Below are 17,208 nucleotides of genomic sequence, written 5' to 3'. Positions count from 1 at the left end.
TGGCTCAGTTCTTCCCGCGCGCTACGCGCAGTCTTGGGTTGAGGAAAAGGATCAGCGCTTCCGACACCAGGTTGATGAGCACGTAGGTAGCCGTGATGATCAGCGTGATGGCGAGCACTGTCGGCATGTCCCGGTTGATGACCGCGTCAGAAAGCGCGCTGCCGATTCCGGGCAGTTGAAAGACGGATTCTGTGACCACGACCCCACCCGCCAACCAGGCCGCATTCAACGCGATCGTCTGAATGGTCGGCGTGATGGTGTTTGGAAGGACATGCCATATCAATACCCGCGCCGGACTTATCCCTCTTAGCCGCACCATGTAGATGTACTCGGCGCTTAGCACTTCGAGGGCCACTGCCCGAACCATGCGCACGACCTGTGCGAGCGTCGTGCCGAGCAGCGTCAGCACCGGCAAGATGAAGAGGCTGGATTGGGATGAAAGGGGCAGGCTGTCGTTGATCAGCGAGACCGGCGGCAACCAGCGCAAATAGACTGCGAAAAGCACGATCAGCACGGTGCCAATGACGAACTCGGGCAAGGCAACCGTGACGATGGTCGGGACAGATATCAGGTGATCCGCCAACCTGTCTTTGTAGATCGCAGCGACAATGCCAAGTACGAACGAGAGCGGTATCAGCAAGAGCAGCGAGGTGACCGTCAGCACCATGGTGTTGACGGCCCTAGGCCCGATCGCTTCCCACACCGGCCGGCCTGAGGGGATTGATCGTCCGAAGTCGCCAGTGAGGGCGCCTTCGATCCAGCTGAAATACTGCACGACCGCAGGCCGATCCATGCCGAACTCGCGCCTGAGCGCCTCGACTGCGGAGGGGTCGGCCTTGGCGCCGAGAGCCGCACGGGCCGGATCTCCCGGCAGATATTGGGTCGCGGTGAAGACAACGACCGAGACGGCAAATAGCGTGACGAAAGCCAGGGCTATTCTTGTCAGCAAAAGCTGCAGCAACGGCTTGTTCAAGGGCTATCACTCTTCATAGGAGAGGAAGCCGCCGTGGCCTGATTGGCGACACGGCGGCCTTGCTGCTTACGCGAGATAGACACCTTCGAATTGATAGTAGCCGAGGTTTCTCTGGGTCGAGGGAACGATGTTCTTGACCTTGGCGCTGGAGGCGTCGAGGAGATCGCGGAAGCCCCAGATGATATAGGCTCCTTCGTTCCAGAGCACCTTCTGCGCCTCCACGTAATATTCGCGGCGTTTGGGGGCATCGAATGTGGCCCTTGCCTTGTTTACCCATTTGTCGAACGCGTCGCTGGTCCAATCCGGTTCGTTCCAGTAGGCGCCCCGCGCGTAGCCTTGGCCGAATTGGGATTCGAGGGTGTGCTGCCCCCAGTCCGAACTTCCCATCTGGGTCTTTTTGAAGTTCGGGCCGGAATAGTAGCTGTCTGGCGGGACGACCATGAGCTCGATGTTCACGCCAATTTTCTTCGCCTGGTTGGCGATGAGCGTGGCCGACGCCTGCATGCCTGGAGCGGCGTCGGAAGTGTAGAGGGTGATTGCCTGGCTGTTGTCGTAGCCCGCCTGCTTGAGCAGCGATTTGGCCTGATCCGGATCGTACGCACGCTGCGGGAGTTCGGCTGCATAGTCCGGGTCGGTGATGCAATGCAGATCGTTGCCGATCCTGCCATAGCCGGACAGCGCATTGTCGAGCAATTGCTGGCGATCGACCATCAGCCTGAACGCCTGCCGGACCTTCACGTCGGTAAATGGTTTCAGGTTTGTCATCATGAATTGATCGGTCGTGGCGCCGCTCTTGGAACGCAGGAGCACAAGCGCGGGGTTCGCTTCGATGAGCCGCGCGAGGCTTCCGTCGAGCTGTGCCACAGCGTCGACCTGGCCGGCCACAAGCGCATTCATGCGGGCGGTGGGGTCGTTTATCGCGATGAACTCGACCCCATCCAGATAGGGCTGACCTGCCGTGCGATAATTATCGCTGCGTGCCAGTGTCACCCGCTGGCCGCGCGACCACGACACGAACTTGAAGGGTCCGGTGCCGATCGGCTTTTCGAAGTCGGTCGTGCCGTCCTTGATGAGGAACATCACCTTGCTGCCCAACACCTGCGGCAACAGGGCATAAGGCTGCTTCAGTTCGATTTCGACGGTGCTTGCATCCAATGCGCGCACGCCTTTCGAATCCAGGAGCGGTGCCAGGTTGGGGTATGCATCGGCTTTGTTGTCGGGATTGAGGATGTACTGGATGGTGTAGGCGACGTCCTTGGCGGTGAAGGGCGCGCCGTCGTGCCATACGACACCATTCTTGAGCTTGATCTTCCAGATGTTGCCTTCACTGTTGTGGGTGAAGTCATCGGCCAGCTTGTTGTAGAGATTGCCATCCTTGTCGAAGTCGGTGAGCCGATCGAAGATCGACTGGGCGACGGCGAAATCCATATCGCCGGTCGAGATGAAAGGGTTGAGCGACGACTTCGCGCCGGCCGCTCCAAGGCCGACCCGCAGCGTCCCTCCCCGTTTCGGTTCGTCGGCAAGGGCCGGGCGAAGCCCGACCCCCGCCAGCACCATGCCCGTGCCCATCAACAAGCCTGTTTTCAATAGATCCCGGCGCCCGATAAGCGTCGGATCGGCGTAAGGGCGATTGATGTCCTTGCTCATTTCCACATTCCCTCTGTTTTGATTGTTTTGTTTGCCTGTTTAATCGACCAACGGACGGGCAGCTGCAGACGATCCCGGCTCAGGCAAGCAGCCCGGCATGCTTGAGAGCCTTGAGGATGTTGTCCTGATCCTCCTTCGCCAGGTTGCCATTCGGCAGGCGCGGTTCACCAACCTTGCGGCCCTGGGCATTGATCGCGAACTTGATGCGGGCGGGAAAATTGACGCCCTTGGTCATTTCGCGGGCGAGCGGCGCGATCTTGTCCGTAAGCCTGCGGCCGAGCGCATAGTCGCCCGCCGCATGCGCGTCATGGATTTCCAGATATTGCTTCGGGATCACGCTGTTGATGCCGGAAATCGATGCCTTTGCCCCAAACAGGAAGCTAGCAATGTTCACGCTGTCGGCACCCGCGGCGATGACAACACGGTCTCCGACGGTCTGGACCAGCTCCGTCACGGGCTCCAGCGCCACTTCCTTCAGGCAGATGACCTCAGGCAGCTCGGCAATGCGCTGCATGACGGCCGGCGGGTTGAAGAAATGATTGTAGTAGATGATGGGAAGCGAGGTCGCCGTCCCGACATCCTGGATGAACTTATCCAGCCCCTCCCCGGACGGGGTATTGTAGATGGGCGGTCCAAGCATGAGGGCGCAGGCGCCGTTCTGCTTGGCGATTTGACCACGTTTTATAGCGTCGCGTGTGGTGGTCGTGATTATCCCGGCAATGACGCGCAGCTTGCTGCTGGTTGTTGCGGTCTCCACCAGGATGCCGAGTTCTTCGGCGGAGAGTTCATCACCTGAACCGGTGCTGCCGCCGACCACGGCGAGGCTGATGCCCGCGCTCTCCATGAACTTCAGTTCGCCCTTGAACAGGTCAAGGTCCAGATCACCGTCGGGTTTGAAGGTCGAAACGAGCGGCGGGATGATCCCCTTGATCTCGTCCTTTTGAAGCACAGTCGTCATTGCCAATCCTTATTTCACTCAGTGAAAGTCACTATTACTGAATGAACATCCCGTGAAGCGCTCCCCTTGTCAAGAGCGTTTCGTGCAACGGGCTCGAACGACATTTCCGCAGCCGGGTTTTTGAAACCTCGGATGGTCGTGCATCAAGGTTGATCGCCGGTCTTCTGTTCAATGGAAGGCGAGGAAACGCGAATGATTCCGGCCTTCTGTTGGCTTGGAACCGCTTTGCGGGCTCTAGATCAGAATGCCAAACTGGAAGCAGGCGAGGCAAATGAGATGGCGTCAATATCCGGGCCATCGCCCGTGATGCGGCCGACGCAATGCAGTTCGCGCCAGGACGTGGACAAAGCCGCGCGCCCGTATTTGCTCCCGCAGGAAGTCGCGGCGCCGAATGTGCCGGCCCGCTCTCCTGGTATCAACCAGCCGACAAAGCGACCGCCGCCGCAATGGGCACTTTTCCAGGACCTACGGAAGTAGGAACCGGGCCGTTGCGGATTACGGCCCGGCGTCGTCAATGAGTGCCGGCTCGACTATTGTCCGTTGCGCAGATCATCGATCTTGCCAACGGAAAGTTTGATGTCCGAGAAGACAGCGGTCGTCCCCTCGCCCGTGGGCGATTGAACCCCCATGCCGATACGGATGGGTCGCTTTGCAATGCCAGGCAGCGTGAACCAGCGCAGGAAGTTCCAATATTTGCCGTCGGTCGAAAAATGGAGGGCGATTGCTTCCCCATCGCTGTAGACCCGCAGCCACGCATGGTCGCCGGGAAAGGCCGGGCCGTCAGAATCGTCTGATGTAGTCCGCGTGACCACGCTGACGATGGTCGGCTTGCGCGCGGCTGAGAACTCGAAAGCGATCTTCGCCCAGTTGTCACCATCGCATTCGATGAAGAGAGCGCCACCGTCAAAGGCGAACGCGAATTCAACGGAGACCTTTGCGGACAATGCAAAATGCTTGTCTTCGACCTCCCCCACCAGTCGCGTGACATTTGCCATCCGGCTGTTGCCGCTTGGAGCGAAGAACCAATCCGTTTTTCCATTGACGCGAAGCCGCACCACATCGTCCTGGATCGTCGCCGTGCCGTTGTCGGTGCCTTCAACGAGCAAGCTGTCGAGTTTCATTAGTGCTTCCTTTCACTTTGCGAGATTGCGCCGAGTGGAGCGCCGTTTTGATCATGTCCTGCTCTCAAAGGCCGACAGCCGGCGACCAGAGCCGGGCGCGATCCAAAGCCCCGTCGTCCCGCTCTCATGCAGGTTCGTCCACCTTTGTATGGCCGACGAAAACAGGGCTGGTGGTCGCGACGGCGCTAGACGAGAAAGGCTCGTGGGAGACCATGGCGTGACTACTGTTATGGATGGAGTTCTATAGCCAGCCAGACCGAGTCAGTGTCCGCGTAATAGCGATGCCAGGGGTAGGTCCACTGGTTTTTGCCTGTAATCCGGCAAAACGGGTCATGCGAATAACCGACAGGCATCACCACGTCTTCGTAAATCGTGGTTTCGTCGCGCAGTCGAAATTTCTGCATACGACCACTGCCATGGATTTGCGTATGCGTTTCCAGGAACGGGTGCTCGTTGTGGATGAAGCAGTCCGTGTCTCCAGGCGACCACCACAGGTTCAGCTTGAGCGTGAACGTCTGCGGCGATCCTGGCGCGGCACGCTCATTGGTGAAGACCAGCGGGTCGGTCGACACCGTGCCGATCTCGTCCTGCGACGAAATGAAAAGCGGCGTATCGCGCGGAAAGCTTTTGATGCGATTGCCCAGCCAATCCCAACCGCGAAACATGCACCCGCCAAGATTGGTGGCTTTTCGCACCTTGAGGATCGCCGCGCGCTCCGCGGACTTGATTTGCCCGCCCTTCAGCCATGTCGATTTCCAGGCAGGCACGATTGCCGGATGCTCGTCACCGGTGATCATGGCGCTGGGGCTGATGTTCACAACGACGGCGTCTTCGACGGCATAGTCGCGGACATCTTCCACGAGTTTGGCGAAGATGAAGTCGTCGGCAAACGAAAGGTCTCTCGTTTGGTTGGGCACGGGTTTGTCGTCCATCCTCAGGGTGACTTTCACCATACCAAACCATAACGTGGCACCTGAAAGAAGTGCGCGTTATGACGATTCTTGTCGTGACTTGACGCCCCTCATGCGTCGATTTGCGAAGGCCTTTAGCCCTTCGAGAGCGGCACTGACGCCAGCCGCTTTCCAACTATCGCCCCGGAAGGCCAAACCTGCCGGGCGTCCTATGTCTGAGCCAAGGCGCGACCCCTCTCTCGGCGCGTCATGTTGCGTCTAAGTTCGCCATCCTGCGAAGTTGTCAGCGATACCCGAAGGTTGCCTACTAGCCGCCGACGCCTCGGTATTGTCGAGGTTCGCCGCGGTCAATCAAACATTGAGCGCGGCGCCCTGGCCCTAAAACCGGGGCGGCTGTTTTAGGATCTTGGCCCATGACATCGCATGGCTCGGCCCTCTGGGGTATACGTCCGCAGGAAGAAGTGATGCAAACCAATTGCGACTACATCGTTATTGGCGGCGGCTCGACCGGCTGCGTGATTGCCTCGCGGCTCTCGGAGAACCCCGATGCCTCGGTCTTCCTGTTGGAGGAAGGGCCGCGCGACTTCAATCCTTACATCCATATTCCGGGCGCCTACTACAAGACTGCTCAAGGATCACTCCTGAAACGAATTGCCTGGGAACCGACCTCAAGCCAATCGCGAAGCGAACAGCCGACCATGGTCCAGGCCCGGGTGCTGGGCGGCGGCAGTTCAGTCAACGCCATGATCTATATCCGCGGCGCTCCGTCTGACTATGCGCGGTGGGAGGCGCTCGGCGCGGATGGCTGGAACTACGCTGATGTACTGCCCTTCTTTCTGCGTTCCGAAGACAACAATCGGTTCTGCAATCAGGCTCACGCAGCGGGCGGACCGCTCGGCGTTTCCGACATCGACCACATCCACCCCCTCACCCGCGCCTGGCTGCAGGCCTGTCAGCAGGCTGGACTGCCTTATAATCCGGATTTCAATTCCGGCGACCAGGCCGGCTGTGGTCTTTACCAGATCACCGCCAGGAACAAGCGGCGCAGCAGTGCTGCCACGGCCTTCATCAAACCCGCCCGCCGCAGACCCAACCTCCAGATTCGAACCGGTTCCACGGTCACCCGCATAATCGTCGAGAAGGGGCGTGCCGTTGGAGTGGAGTACGTCGCAAAAGGCCGCAAATGGGTGCTTATGGCCAGTCGCGAAGTTATCCTGTCGGCCGGTGCGATTGCCTCGCCGAAATTGCTGATGTTGTCTGGAATCGGCCCCGCCGTGGCCTTGCGCGAACATGGCATTCCTGTCGTTGCCGACTTGCCGGGCGTCGGGCAAAACCTCCAGGACCATATCGAGATATCTCTCGTCTATCAGTTGAACGGCCCCCACAGCTACGACAAATACAAGAAGCCGCACTGGAAGGCCGCTGCCGGTCTGAACTACCTCCTGTTCCGGGATGGGCCCGCTTCGTCGAACCTCATCGAAGGCGGTGCGTTCTGGTGGGGCAATACAAGCGAGGCCATCCCGGATGTGCAATACTTTATGGTCGTGGGAGCCGGCATCGAGGAAGGTGTCGATGCAGTCCCGGGCGGGAATGGCTGCACCATCAATCTTGGGCAGATCAGGCCGCGATCTCGAGGGGAAGTGACGCTGAGAAGCGCCGACCCCTACGAAAATCCACGTGTTGCGCCGCGATATTTTTCCGACACCTACGATCTCGATGCGGTGGTTGAAGGAACGATGGGAGCGTTCGATATCATGGAGCAGCCGGCCATCCGTCGCTACATTGCGTCAAGGCAGATCCCGTCCGCCGGCATAGCGACTCCGCTGCAGGTGAGAAAGTTCTGCCAAGAGGTCGCGCACCCGGCGCTGCATCCGGCCGGCACCTGCCGAATGGGCAAGGACGGCATGGCAGTCGTCGATCCCGAGCTTCGCGTCCACGGTGTAGAAGGCCTTCGCGTGGCAGATGCATCGGTCATGCCGACGCTCATATCCGGCAACCCCAACGCTGTGTGCATTATGATCGGCGAGAGGACCGCGAACTTTATCCAGCATGGCAAGTAGGAACGCGCCTCAGTTCTATCTCCAAGATCAGCCTCACGCGCTCGCCGGCCTCCCGCAAGCCGGCTGATAATGACAAGCAGTCCGGAGGCCTACGATAGTGAACGATGTCTCGACGATTTCCCAAGGCATCAAACGAAGCCGGTTCTTCTGCAGTCTGTTCTTTCTCGGCGGCGGTATCGGGATCGGGGCTTGGGCTTCGTCCCTTCCAGTCTTCAGCATTCAAATGAACCTGGATAAAGGGCAACTCGGGCTGGTCCTGATCTGCTTTGCTCTCGGCGCCATCTCGATGATGACCAATATAGGCCGCTTGGCAGCGATTGTTCCAAGCAGTGTCCTCAGCTTACTGGGATCGATTACCTTTGGCGCCACCCTGATAGCCCTCCCTTATGTCGGTGGCGCCTGGCCGCTGGCGGCGGTTGTGTTTCTTGCGGGGGCCGGTTTCGGAACGCTCGACGTTTCGATGAATATCGATGCCTCGGCATTGGAGCGCCGCATGCGGCGGCAGGTGATGTCGTCTTTCCATGCCGTATTCAGTTTCGGAAGCTTAGCCGGCGCGTTTGTGGTCGGTCAAATGCTGTCCTACGGTGGCGCCTTGAGCGTATGCCTTGGCGTCACGGGGGCCGGTGTGGGGGCAGTGGCGCTTGTCGCCTGCGCGGGGTGGAACAATGCAGCCCGGTTCAACGGGCCTGCGGACGCGATAGAGGCGACGGACGGCAAGTTGGACAGCGCATTGACGAAGCACCTCTACCTGCTTGGCGGCCTCGCATTTCTGGGGATGCTCGCCGAGGGTGGGATGATGGATTGGAGCGCCATTTACATCGTGACGCGATCCGGCGGCGCAGAAAGCACAGGCGCCTATGGCTTCGCGGCATTTGCGACCATGATGGCAACCGGCCGCCTGTTCGGTGACGCCATTGCCAACTGTATCGGGCAGATGACAATGTTGAGCTATTGCGCAACGATCTGCGCAGGTTCGGTGCTCGTACTGATCCTGATGGGCGGCAATCTTCCCGTTGTTCTGGTTGCACTCACGGTGTGCGGTCTTGGCCTTGCCAACGTCGTGCCCACCCTCTTTGCAGCCGCCGGCCGTGCGGGAGGCGCATCGGCCGCTCGGGCAATGTCAATCGTGACGACGATGGGATATGCTGGATTGCTGCTGGGGCCTGGATTGCTGGGCCTGATCGCACATGTCTCGTCGCTGGCCGGCAGTTTCTGCGTCATCCTGCTGGCGTTCATCGCCATCTCGGTTTCAGCACGCTCGGTGCGGCGGGTGATGGCTTGATCAGCGACGTTTCCCGCGCGAAACGCGGTGTGGCCGCCAAGTTTTTCTCGGACGTTGAGCCGCGCGGAAGAGTACTGTCAAAAATATCGTCGGATTGATCTACTGGCCCTACATCCCAATGAGACCTCGCTCGCATGGGGTCAGAAAAATCAGTGATTTAGGGCAGTCGGAGACTGCGTTGATGATGTGACATCGATAGTGAATGAGACTATCCGCAAATCGTTGTTTTTTCTGCGAAAAACTACGTCGGAGCACTCTATACTACGCTAACCCCTACTCCCACTCGATTGTTCCCAACCCAGCTAGGTCATTGATCTAGCTGGGTTTTTTCTTACCTGCGGCACCGAAAGCCGACGCACAGTCCGTCAAAAAGTTACGCTCTTGATTTTAAAGGGAAAATCGCGACAAAAAATATTCTGAGGTTTCACCAACTATCGGGAACAATCGCTCGATTTTTGCACACAGAAGCGTCTCGACGTGATGACATTGCCCTGCGAAAAGTACCGTCAGTAGGTCAATCACGCCACACAAACTCGCCCTTTGGCCCGAGATGGAACGGCAGGCAGGTACTTCCATGCCTTCAAAAATCGTCGAGCTGACCGGCTCAGCCTGCTTATGCGCGAGACGCCGAAGCAAATCGTCATCAACATTCCTACTCGAAGGAATAGGTGAACCCTTCCTTGGAGGCGCCGACGGTGACTTTAGTCATCTTTTCGCCCTCGAGCGAGCGGTTCAGCACGCCGCGGCTCAGTTCCGGCAGCAGCGTGTTGGTCAGGATGGCATCGATCATCCTGCCGCCGGATTCAATCTCGGTGCAGCGGGCCTTGATCAGATCCATGACACCGTCGCCGATTACCAGTTCCGCATCATTGGTTGCCCGCAGCCGGCGGGCGATTTTGGCGAACTGGTGACGGGTGATTGCTTCGATCATCGAATCCGAGAGCGGATAATAAGGAATGGTCACCACCCGGCCGAGGAAGGCCGCCGGGAAGACTTTCAGCAATGGGCTGCGCAAGGCGGTGTCCAGATCGTCGAGCCCGGCCCGCAGCGTGCCATTTTTGGTGCGGTCCATGATGACCTCCGAGCCGACATTGGAGGTGAGCAGGATCAGCGTGTTCTTGAAGTCGATCCGGCGGCCCTCGCTGTCGTCCATCATCCCCTTGTCGAAAACCTGGAAGAAGATTTCGTGCACGTCGGGATGCGCCTTCTCCACCTCGTCGAGCAGGATCACCGAATAGGGTTTTCTGCGCACCGCTTCGGTCAGGATGCCGCCCTTGCCGTAGCCGACATAGCCCGGCGGCGCGCCTTTGAGCGTCGAGACGGTGTGCGCCTCCTGGAACTCGGACATGTTGATCGAGATCAGGTTCTGCTCGCCACCATAGAGCGTTTCGGCCAGCGCCAATGCCGTTTCGGTCTTGCCGACGCCCGAAGGGCCGCAGAGCAGGAAGACGCCTACCGGCTTTTCGGGCGCGCCGAGCCCGGCGCGGCTGGTCTGCACCCGCCTGGCGATCATCTCCATGGCGTGATCCTGTCCGACCACGCGTTCGGACAGGCTGCCGGCGAGCCGCAGCGCCTTTTCGGTCTGGCTCGATAGCATCCGCCCAGTCGGGATGCCCGTCCAGTCCTGAACGACCGCCGCCACGGCATTGCGATCGACCGACGGCAGGATCAGCGGTGTCTCGCCTTGCGCCTCGGCCAGTTCGGCCATCAGTTCGCGCAGCCGGCCGAGATCGGCGGCAGGATCAGATGGAGGGGCAGCGGCCGGTCCTTCTACATCAGTCTTGGCTGTTTTGGCTTTCGTCGTTTTAGTCTTGGGCACTTCGGCCTTAGGCGCTTCGGTCTTCGGCGGCTGAGCCTCAACTGTGTCGGAGCCCGCCGTTGCGGTATTGCTTTCCGGCGTCTCCACCGGATCGAGCGGAACACCCTCGCCGCGCAGTCTGGCGCGCAGTTCGAGTATTTCGGCGACGAATGCCTTTTCCCGATCCCAGCGTTGCTGAGCCGCGGCCAACGTGATTTCGGCTTCGGCAAGTCCGGTGTCGACCCGGGCCTGCCGGTCAGTCACCTCGATGCCTATCGCAGCCTCGCGACCGATGATGCCGCTTTCGACCTCCAGCGCTTGGCGACGGCGCATGATGTCCTCGACCTCGGCGGGCGTGGCGTGCTGCGATATGGCGACGCGGGCGCAGGCGGTGTCGAGAAGGCTCACTGCCTTGTCCGGCAATTGTCGCGCCGGGATATAGCGATGTGAAAGGCCGACCGCGGCCTCGATCGCCTCGTCCAGTATCTGCACCTTGTGGTGCTGCTCCAGGACACCGGCCACACCGCGCAACATGAGGACGGCCACCGCCTCCGACGGCTCGTCGATTTTGACCACCTGGAAACGGCGGGTCAGCGCCGGGTCCTTCTCGATGTACTGCTTGTATTCGGCCCAGGTCGTCGCGGCGATGGTGCGAAGTTCGCCCCGCGCCAGCGCCGGTTTCAAGAGATTGGCCGCGTCACCGGTTCCGGCCGCGCCACCGGCGCCGATCAAGGTGTGGGCTTCATCGATGAACAGGATGACCGGCGTTTCGGATGATTGAACCTCATCGATAATGGCCTTCAGCCGTTTTTCGAATTCGCCCTTCACGCTGGCGCCCGCCTGCATCAATCCGACGTCGAGCATGCGCACGCTGACATTCTGCAAGGAGGGCGGCACGTCGCCCTCGGCGATACGCAAGGCAAAGCCTTCGACGACCGCCGTCTTGCCGACCCCGGCCTCGCCGGTCAGGATCGGGTTGTTTTGCCGGCGCCGCATCAGGATATCGACGATCTGCCGGATTTCTGGTTCGCGGCCGACGACCGGATCGATCTTGCCGTCGCGGGCGCGCTGGGTCAGGTCGGTGGCATAATTCGCCAGCGCCGAATCCCCGCCCGGAGCCCGCTTCGGCGCCTCCGCGACGGAGAGCGTGGTCGAGGTGCCGGCTTCGAGTGAACCCTCCACGACATCGGCGAACCGCGCGATGACCGCGTCGGCATCGATCTTGTTAAACTCGCCGCTGATCTTCGACAGCAGGCCTTCCAGCACCGGCGTCTTCAGGCAGGCAAGCAGAATATGGGCGCTGCGGACTTCCTCCACGCCGAACTCAAGCGTAGCCAGGTTCCAGGCTTCCTGAATGGCATGAAAGATATGGTCGGAGAACTCCTCGATCGATGTGGCGCCATAGGGGAGCTTGTCGACGGCGCGGGTCATATCGGCGGTGATCCGGCTCGCATCCACGCCCGCATCGGCGATGATCATCTGCACGTCCGAGCGGTCGGAAAGCACCAGCTGCTCGACGAAATGGACGAGTTCGACGTATGGGTTGCCGCGCAGTTTGGCGGTGTCGGCAGCCGCCTTGAAGGCGCGGACACCGACAGGATTGAGCTTGCCGACCAGTTCCTTGCGCTTGAAAGTCTGCGATGACCGGCGCTGTTCCATCGAACGTGCTCCTGCAGTCTGCCAGCCGATAAATTGCCACATAAGCCATCACTTGACAAAGCGCCTGATGTACCGCTGTCGCAATGCCCGGTTTAGCCGGCTCGTTTCCATTTGTGGAAAGTCCCGCACCACTGACTGTAAACGGCCTCCGCGATGCGGTTCGCCTGCAGCTTCGGCCACCACACCAAGGATTCCGGCACTCTGGAGGCGGTGGCGTTTAGCTTCTGTTAATTTTTGAGCCGTCGTTTAATTGTGGTAAAGTGCAACCCTGTGATAACGTTGCGTCACTTACGGTATGAGGTCGGTCGCTGGGGGTTTGAGTGATTGATGCCGCGCTCTGGCTTAGTCCGCTCGACGGTGGAAACCCGTCAGGTGAGGATTTGCGCAACGACCCGGCTTTTCATGAGCTGGAGCGCCTGACGGAGCCCGAGGTCAAGGTCGTCCACGACGGCAACAACAAGCCCACGTCGCAAAGCACCATTCCGGTCGACTGGTCCGCAGTGCTGGCAAAGGCGGTGGACTTGCGCGCGCATGGCCGCGACCTGCGCCTGCTGGTCATCGTCACGCGTGCGCTGGCCAATGAAGACGGACTGGCCGGGCTCGCGCAGGGTCTGACCCTCATCGCGCAGACCTTCGATCAGCATTGGGAAACCATGCATCCGGCCCTGCGGCCCAACGCTACGCCTCGCGATGCTGCCTTGCGCCGTATCAACGCACTGCTCGACCTCCAGAATGGTCAGGACGGGTTGCTGGCGAACCTGCGGCAAATGATTTTCTTTACGCCACGCGCGATCGGACCGATCAGCGGACGCGACCTGGAACAAAGCGCGCTCGACGACCGTATCATGCTCCAGGAAGCCGCCTCGGGATTGAACACGGCGGAAAAGGCCGCACTGGTCAGCGCCCACGGACAATTGTTGAACCGGGTGCGTGCCGGATGTGCGGCACAGATCGATCAGGCCGGCGCAGAGATGGTCGCGCTCGTCGCCGACACCAGGGCAGCGATCGCAGCTCTTGACGCGGTCGAAACCGCCCTAAACGCCCGCCTCGAAGGCGGCGGCGCTCCCGTTCCGGAATTAAAGCGGTTTCTCCAGCGTTTGCTGACGACCCTCGAACGGAACTCGGCAGCCGGCGCCGTGGCGAATGGCTCGGCCAAGACGCCCAACCCGGGAGAACTGGCAACGCCTGCTCGAAACGGTCGTGGAGCCGATACTATGACAAGTGCGGCAAGCTACTCGGACTCGAGCACGGGGCTTCCCGACCGGATCTCCTCGCGCGACGACGTGGTGAAGTGCCTCGACCTGGTCGTCGCCTTCTACGACCGCACCGAACCGTCGAGCCCTATACCGCACCTGGCACGGCGCGTGCGCCGCATGGTGCACATGGATTTCGTTGAACTGATGGAAGATCTCGCCCCGTCTGGGCTGAAGGAATTCCGGCTCCTTGCCGGCGTTCCCGATGTCAAGAAGACGGCCCAGAAGGATGAAAGGTAACAGCACATGCCAGCCGAAAGCAAAGCGAAGGTCATCGAACGAAATCGCGCGCCGCGGGTGCAGATCGCCTACGACGTGGAAACCTACGGTAGCCCGACCACGATCGAATTGCCGTTTGTGATGGCGGTGATGGCCGACCTTTCCGGCGCTTCGCAGACCAAGGAAGCGTCAAAATCGGTGCTGGACCGATCCTTCGTCGAGACCGACGCCAACCGCTTCCCCAAATTCATGGAGGCGCTCGGGCCGCGCGTCAAAGCCCGAGTGAAGAACACGCTGCCACAGGCCGAAGGCCAGGAGCGCGACGAGGAACTGGCGCTCGATCTCACCTTCACCAAGATGGGTGATTTCGCTCCCGACAAAATTGCCGCGCAGGTGCCGCAATTGGCCGAGATCCTCAAGATGCGCCGCCAGCTCGAGGAACTGCTCGGCTTCATGGACGGCCGTGTCGACGCCGAAAAACGCATCGCGCAGTTGCTGAACAACGAGCCGCTGCTTGGCAAGATCGCCGGCCAGGCGCTCGCCGACGACGACAAGGCAGGGGAGTAAACCATGGCCGAACAGCAAAAGACCGCCGCCGTCGCCGCCGAGGCCGAAGCCATAAACCTCGACGAATTCAGCGGCCTCCTCGAGAAGGACTTCAAGGTCAAGAAGGACGACAGCGAGAAGCTGCAGCAACTCGTGCGCAATCTGGCACTCGCGGCGCAGTCGCGTTCCGACACCACGACCATTTCGTCCAATGCGATCAAGTCGATCAAGTCGCTGATCGCGGGCATCGACAAGATGCTGACGGCACAGGTCAACGAGATCCTGCACGCACCGGAAGTGCGCGAGATGGAAGGCACTTGGCGCGGCCTCTGGTATCTCGTCAACAACACCGAGACGGACCAGAAGCTGAAGATCCGGGTGATGAACATCTCCAAGGAACAGCTGGGCGACACGCTCGAAGACTATGAAGGCCAGATGTGGGACCAGAGCCCGATCTTCAAGAAGGTCTATACGGACGAGTATTCGATGCTGGGTGGCGAGCCGATCGGCTGTGTGATCGGTGCCTACGAATTCTCCAACCACCCGCGCGACGTCGGCCTGCTGCGCAATATCTCCGGCATCTGCGCCTCGGCGCACACGCCGTTTATCGCAGCCGCCTCGCCGCGCCTGTTCCGCATGGACAGCTGGCAGGAACTGCCGAACCCGCAAGACCTGCAGCAGATCGTCTCCAACCCGGCCTATGCCTCTTGGCAGTCGCTGCGCGAGAGCGAGGACGCCCGCTACATCGGCCTGACCATGCCCCGCGTTCTGGCCAGGCTGCCCTATGGCACCGATACCGTTCCGGTGAAGGGCTTCACCTTCGAGGAGGAGGTGCAGGGCGACCACAACAAATACGTCTGGATGAACGCCGCCTTCCCGATGGGCGTCAACATCAACCGCAGCCACAAGCTTTTCGGCTGGGGCACGCAAATCCGCGGCGTCGAGAATGGCGGCACCGTGCTCAATCTGCCGGTGCACAGCTTCCCGACCGATGATGGCTCGATCGCGATGAAATGCCCGACCGAAGTCGCCATCGACGACCGGCGCGAGGCCGAGCTGGCCAAGCTCGGCCTGATGCCGATCCTGCACCGTAAGAACACGGATCTGGCGGCCTTCATCGGCGCCCATTCGCTGCAGGACGACGAAACGCGTGCCGGCCGGCTGGTCGATCCCGATGCACAGTCGAACGAGCGGCTGAGCGCCAACCTGCCCTATCTTTTCCCCGTCTCGCGCTTCGCGCACTACCTCAAGGCCATTGCGCGCGACAAGGTCGGCTCGTTCAAGGAGCGCTCCGACATGCAGATCTGGTTGACCGAGTGGATCAACCGCTACGTGCTGGCCAACCCGGCCTTTGCCGACGACAAGGCGCGCGCCAAGCGTCCGCTTGCCGCTGCCGAGGTCCAGGTGGACAGCGTGGAGGGGCGGCCAGGCTACTACAATGCCCGCTTCTATCTGCGCCCGCACTACCAGCTGGAGGGCATCAATGCCTCGCTCCGACTGGTGTCGGAACTGCCGTCCGTGAAGACTTGATTTGCAGCAACAACATCTTGGTTTTTAAAAGCGGTGGAGAGAGAAAATGCCCACGACCATGAAGATTGATGGCTTTCTGAAGGTCCCCGATATCAAGGGCCCCAGCACCCGCGACGGCCACTCGGACGAGATCGAAGTCCATGGCGTCGACTACAAGATGGTCGCACCCTATGATCCGAATTCGCTCTCACGCCGTGGCCGCGTGTCCATGGGCATGATCAAGTTCACCAAACACTATGACAAATCCTCGCCCTACCTGGCAAAGGCGTTGTTCGAGAACAAGGCCCTCAATGAGGTGGTGTTTTCGGCACGTCGGACCATCGATGGCGAAAGCAAGGATTACCTGGTCGTTACGCTGACCGACGCCTCGATCATGGAATACGACATGTCGCAAGCTGACGATGAGGCAGACCTGATCGAGGAAGCGGTCAGCTTCGCCTACAAGAAGATCAAGTTCGTCTATGACGGCAATGATGAAGCCGAAATGGATGTCTATGTCGGCAAGTGAGGTTCGGCGGCCCGGCGCGGGCAAGCAGCAGATCGCGGGCAGCCTGCGGGCGAAAAGCGAGGCCGTCCAGCCGTCGCTGTGGGATCGCCTCGTCAACGACCTGCCGGGCCTGACCTCGGAGATAGACGGGCTGCGCCATGTCCTACTGAACGAGCTTGGCGCGGACCGTCTCGACACCCTGGTTGCCGGCAGTGCGCGGAGCATCGACGCGGATGCGGAGTTGACGCCCGATCAGAAACGGCGTCTGCATCGCCTGGCCTTTCAGACCCAGCACCGCGTCGAGATCGAGAGCCGTGGTGTGGTGGTATCGGCCCGCGTGCTCAGGGAAGCGGTGCGGCGCGACATCGAGGCTCTGTTCAACACCGAGCGCTTCGAGGCCACACCGCTGCTTTCCGACCTGGAGAACGAGCAGATGGCGGACAACCCACCGTCGCTCGCCGATTTTCCGGAGGTCCGCCGAAGCGTGGTCAATTACGGCGTGCCTTCCTTCTCGGGACGTTCGTCCCGCGACTTTGACCGCGACGTGCTGGCGCGCGAAATCCGCTCGGTGCTCGCCACCTTCGAGCCCCGCCTCAAGGAAAGTGCGACGAAGGTTACCGTCACCCTTGGTGATAAGACCGTAGGGCTAAAGATCGAGATCGATGCCGTGCTGATCATGACGCCGACACCGGAACGCATGCGCCTGCGCACCACGATCAATCTCGACAACGGCTTGGCGCGGACCGAAATTAGGGACGCCTGAG

At 60.4% G+C, this 17,208-nt stretch carries 13 protein-coding genes; 7 read left to right on the top strand and 6 right to left on the bottom strand.

Annotated elements, in window-relative coordinates:
• Positions 1-4: 4 nt before the first annotated feature.
• From EN845_RS07510 to EN845_RS07490, 5 genes are all read right to left on the bottom strand, one after another.
• Positions 5-973 carry an ABC transporter permease gene (locus EN845_RS07510; RefSeq protein WP_127870951.1) on the bottom strand — a complete coding sequence of 323 codons (969 nt, stop codon included), beginning with the start codon at positions 971-973 and terminating at the stop codon, positions 5-7.
• Between the two features lie 66 nt (positions 974-1,039).
• Entirely contained in the window at positions 1,040-2,620 is a 1,581-nt protein-coding gene (locus tag EN845_RS07505) for an ABC transporter substrate-binding protein (protein ID WP_245511665.1), read from the bottom strand.
• A gap of 79 nt (positions 2,621-2,699) precedes the next feature.
• The gene (locus tag EN845_RS07500) at positions 2,700-3,578 is read right to left on the bottom strand and encodes a dihydrodipicolinate synthase family protein (RefSeq protein WP_127870950.1); all 879 of its coding nucleotides are present in this window, start codon (positions 3,576-3,578) and stop codon (positions 2,700-2,702) included.
• A gap of 530 nt (positions 3,579-4,108) precedes the next feature.
• Positions 4,109-4,699 carry a DUF1349 domain-containing protein gene (locus EN845_RS07495; protein WP_127870949.1) on the bottom strand — a complete coding sequence of 197 codons (591 nt, stop codon included), beginning with the start codon at positions 4,697-4,699 and terminating at the stop codon, positions 4,109-4,111.
• 227 nt (positions 4,700-4,926) lie between these two features.
• On the bottom strand, positions 4,927-5,631 hold the full coding sequence (locus EN845_RS07490) for a hypothetical protein (RefSeq protein WP_167531280.1): 705 nt from the start codon (positions 5,629-5,631) through the stop codon (positions 4,927-4,929).
• A 443-nt stretch (positions 5,632-6,074) separates the two neighbouring features.
• Between EN845_RS07490 and EN845_RS07485 the strand changes: the two genes are divergently transcribed.
• The gene (locus EN845_RS07485) at positions 6,075-7,670 is read left to right on the top strand and encodes a GMC family oxidoreductase N-terminal domain-containing protein (RefSeq protein ID WP_127871034.1); all 1,596 of its coding nucleotides are present in this window, start codon (positions 6,075-6,077) and stop codon (positions 7,668-7,670) included.
• Between the two features lie 97 nt (positions 7,671-7,767).
• Entirely contained in the window at positions 7,768-8,952 is a 1,185-nt protein-coding gene (locus tag EN845_RS07480) for an MFS transporter (RefSeq protein WP_189522873.1), read from the top strand.
• Between the two features lie 652 nt (positions 8,953-9,604).
• Here EN845_RS07480 and tssH read toward each other — a convergent pair.
• Positions 9,605-12,409: a type VI secretion system ATPase TssH gene (gene tssH, locus EN845_RS07475; RefSeq protein WP_135907067.1), complete on the bottom strand. Its 2,805-nt coding sequence runs from the start codon at positions 12,407-12,409 to the stop codon at positions 9,605-9,607.
• Between the two features lie 320 nt (positions 12,410-12,729).
• Between tssH and tssA the strand changes: the two genes are divergently transcribed.
• The 5 genes from tssA to tssE are packed head-to-tail and all read left to right on the top strand — an operon-like array spanning position 12,730 to position 17,207.
• Positions 12,730-13,902 (top strand): type VI secretion system protein TssA, encoded by a 1,173-nt coding sequence (tssA, locus tag EN845_RS07470; protein WP_135907066.1) that lies wholly within the window; start codon positions 12,730-12,732, stop codon positions 13,900-13,902.
• Positions 13,903-13,908: 6 nt separating this feature from the next.
• A complete protein-coding gene (gene tssB / locus EN845_RS07465; RefSeq protein ID WP_027033816.1) occupies positions 13,909-14,448 on the top strand; it encodes a type VI secretion system contractile sheath small subunit in 540 nt (179 codons plus the stop codon).
• A 3-nt stretch (positions 14,449-14,451) separates the two neighbouring features.
• Complete coding sequence (gene tssC / locus EN845_RS07460) at positions 14,452-15,957, top strand: type VI secretion system contractile sheath large subunit (RefSeq protein ID WP_027033815.1); 1,506 nt, start codon at positions 14,452-14,454, stop codon at positions 15,955-15,957.
• Positions 15,958-16,003: 46 nt separating this feature from the next.
• On the top strand, positions 16,004-16,465 hold the full coding sequence (locus tag EN845_RS07455; protein WP_032926026.1) for an Hcp family type VI secretion system effector: 462 nt from the start codon (positions 16,004-16,006) through the stop codon (positions 16,463-16,465).
• The gene (gene tssE / locus EN845_RS07450) at positions 16,452-17,207 is read left to right on the top strand and encodes a type VI secretion system baseplate subunit TssE (RefSeq protein ID WP_135881127.1); all 756 of its coding nucleotides are present in this window, start codon (positions 16,452-16,454) and stop codon (positions 17,205-17,207) included. Before EN845_RS07455 ends, tssE begins: the two co-directional genes overlap by 14 nt.
• Position 17,208: the final 1 nt, after the last annotated feature.

Source organism: Mesorhizobium sp. M8A.F.Ca.ET.202.01.1.1 (assembly GCF_004791595.1).
Taxonomy (GTDB): domain Bacteria; phylum Pseudomonadota; class Alphaproteobacteria; order Rhizobiales; family Rhizobiaceae; genus Mesorhizobium.
The sequence above is the reverse complement of the archived record's forward strand: the minus strand, read 5'-3'. Positions and strand labels throughout refer to the sequence as shown.

Coding starts and splice junctions, on each gene's coding strand:
- EN845_RS07505 (WP_245511665.1), bottom strand. CDS start 2,620: ATGAGCAAGGACATCAATCGCCCTTACGCCGATCCGACGCTTATCGGG.
- EN845_RS07500 (WP_127870950.1), bottom strand. CDS start 3,578: ATGACGACTGTGCTTCAAAAGGACGAGATCAAGGGGATCATCCCGCCG.
- EN845_RS07495 (WP_127870949.1), bottom strand. CDS start 4,699: ATGAAACTCGACAGCTTGCTCGTTGAAGGCACCGACAACGGCACGGCG.
- EN845_RS07490 (WP_167531280.1), bottom strand. CDS start 5,631: ATGGACGACAAACCCGTGCCCAACCAAACGAGAGACCTTTCGTTTGCC.
- EN845_RS07485 (WP_127871034.1), top strand. CDS start 6,075: ATGCAAACCAATTGCGACTACATCGTTATTGGCGGCGGCTCGACCGGC.
- tssH (WP_135907067.1), bottom strand. CDS start 12,409: ATGGAACAGCGCCGGTCATCGCAGACTTTCAAGCGCAAGGAACTGGTC.
- tssB (WP_027033816.1), top strand. CDS start 13,909: ATGCCAGCCGAAAGCAAAGCGAAGGTCATCGAACGAAATCGCGCGCCG.
- tssC (WP_027033815.1), top strand. CDS start 14,452: ATGGCCGAACAGCAAAAGACCGCCGCCGTCGCCGCCGAGGCCGAAGCC.
- EN845_RS07455 (WP_032926026.1), top strand. CDS start 16,004: ATGCCCACGACCATGAAGATTGATGGCTTTCTGAAGGTCCCCGATATC.
- tssE (WP_135881127.1), top strand. CDS start 16,452: ATGTCGGCAAGTGAGGTTCGGCGGCCCGGCGCGGGCAAGCAGCAGATC.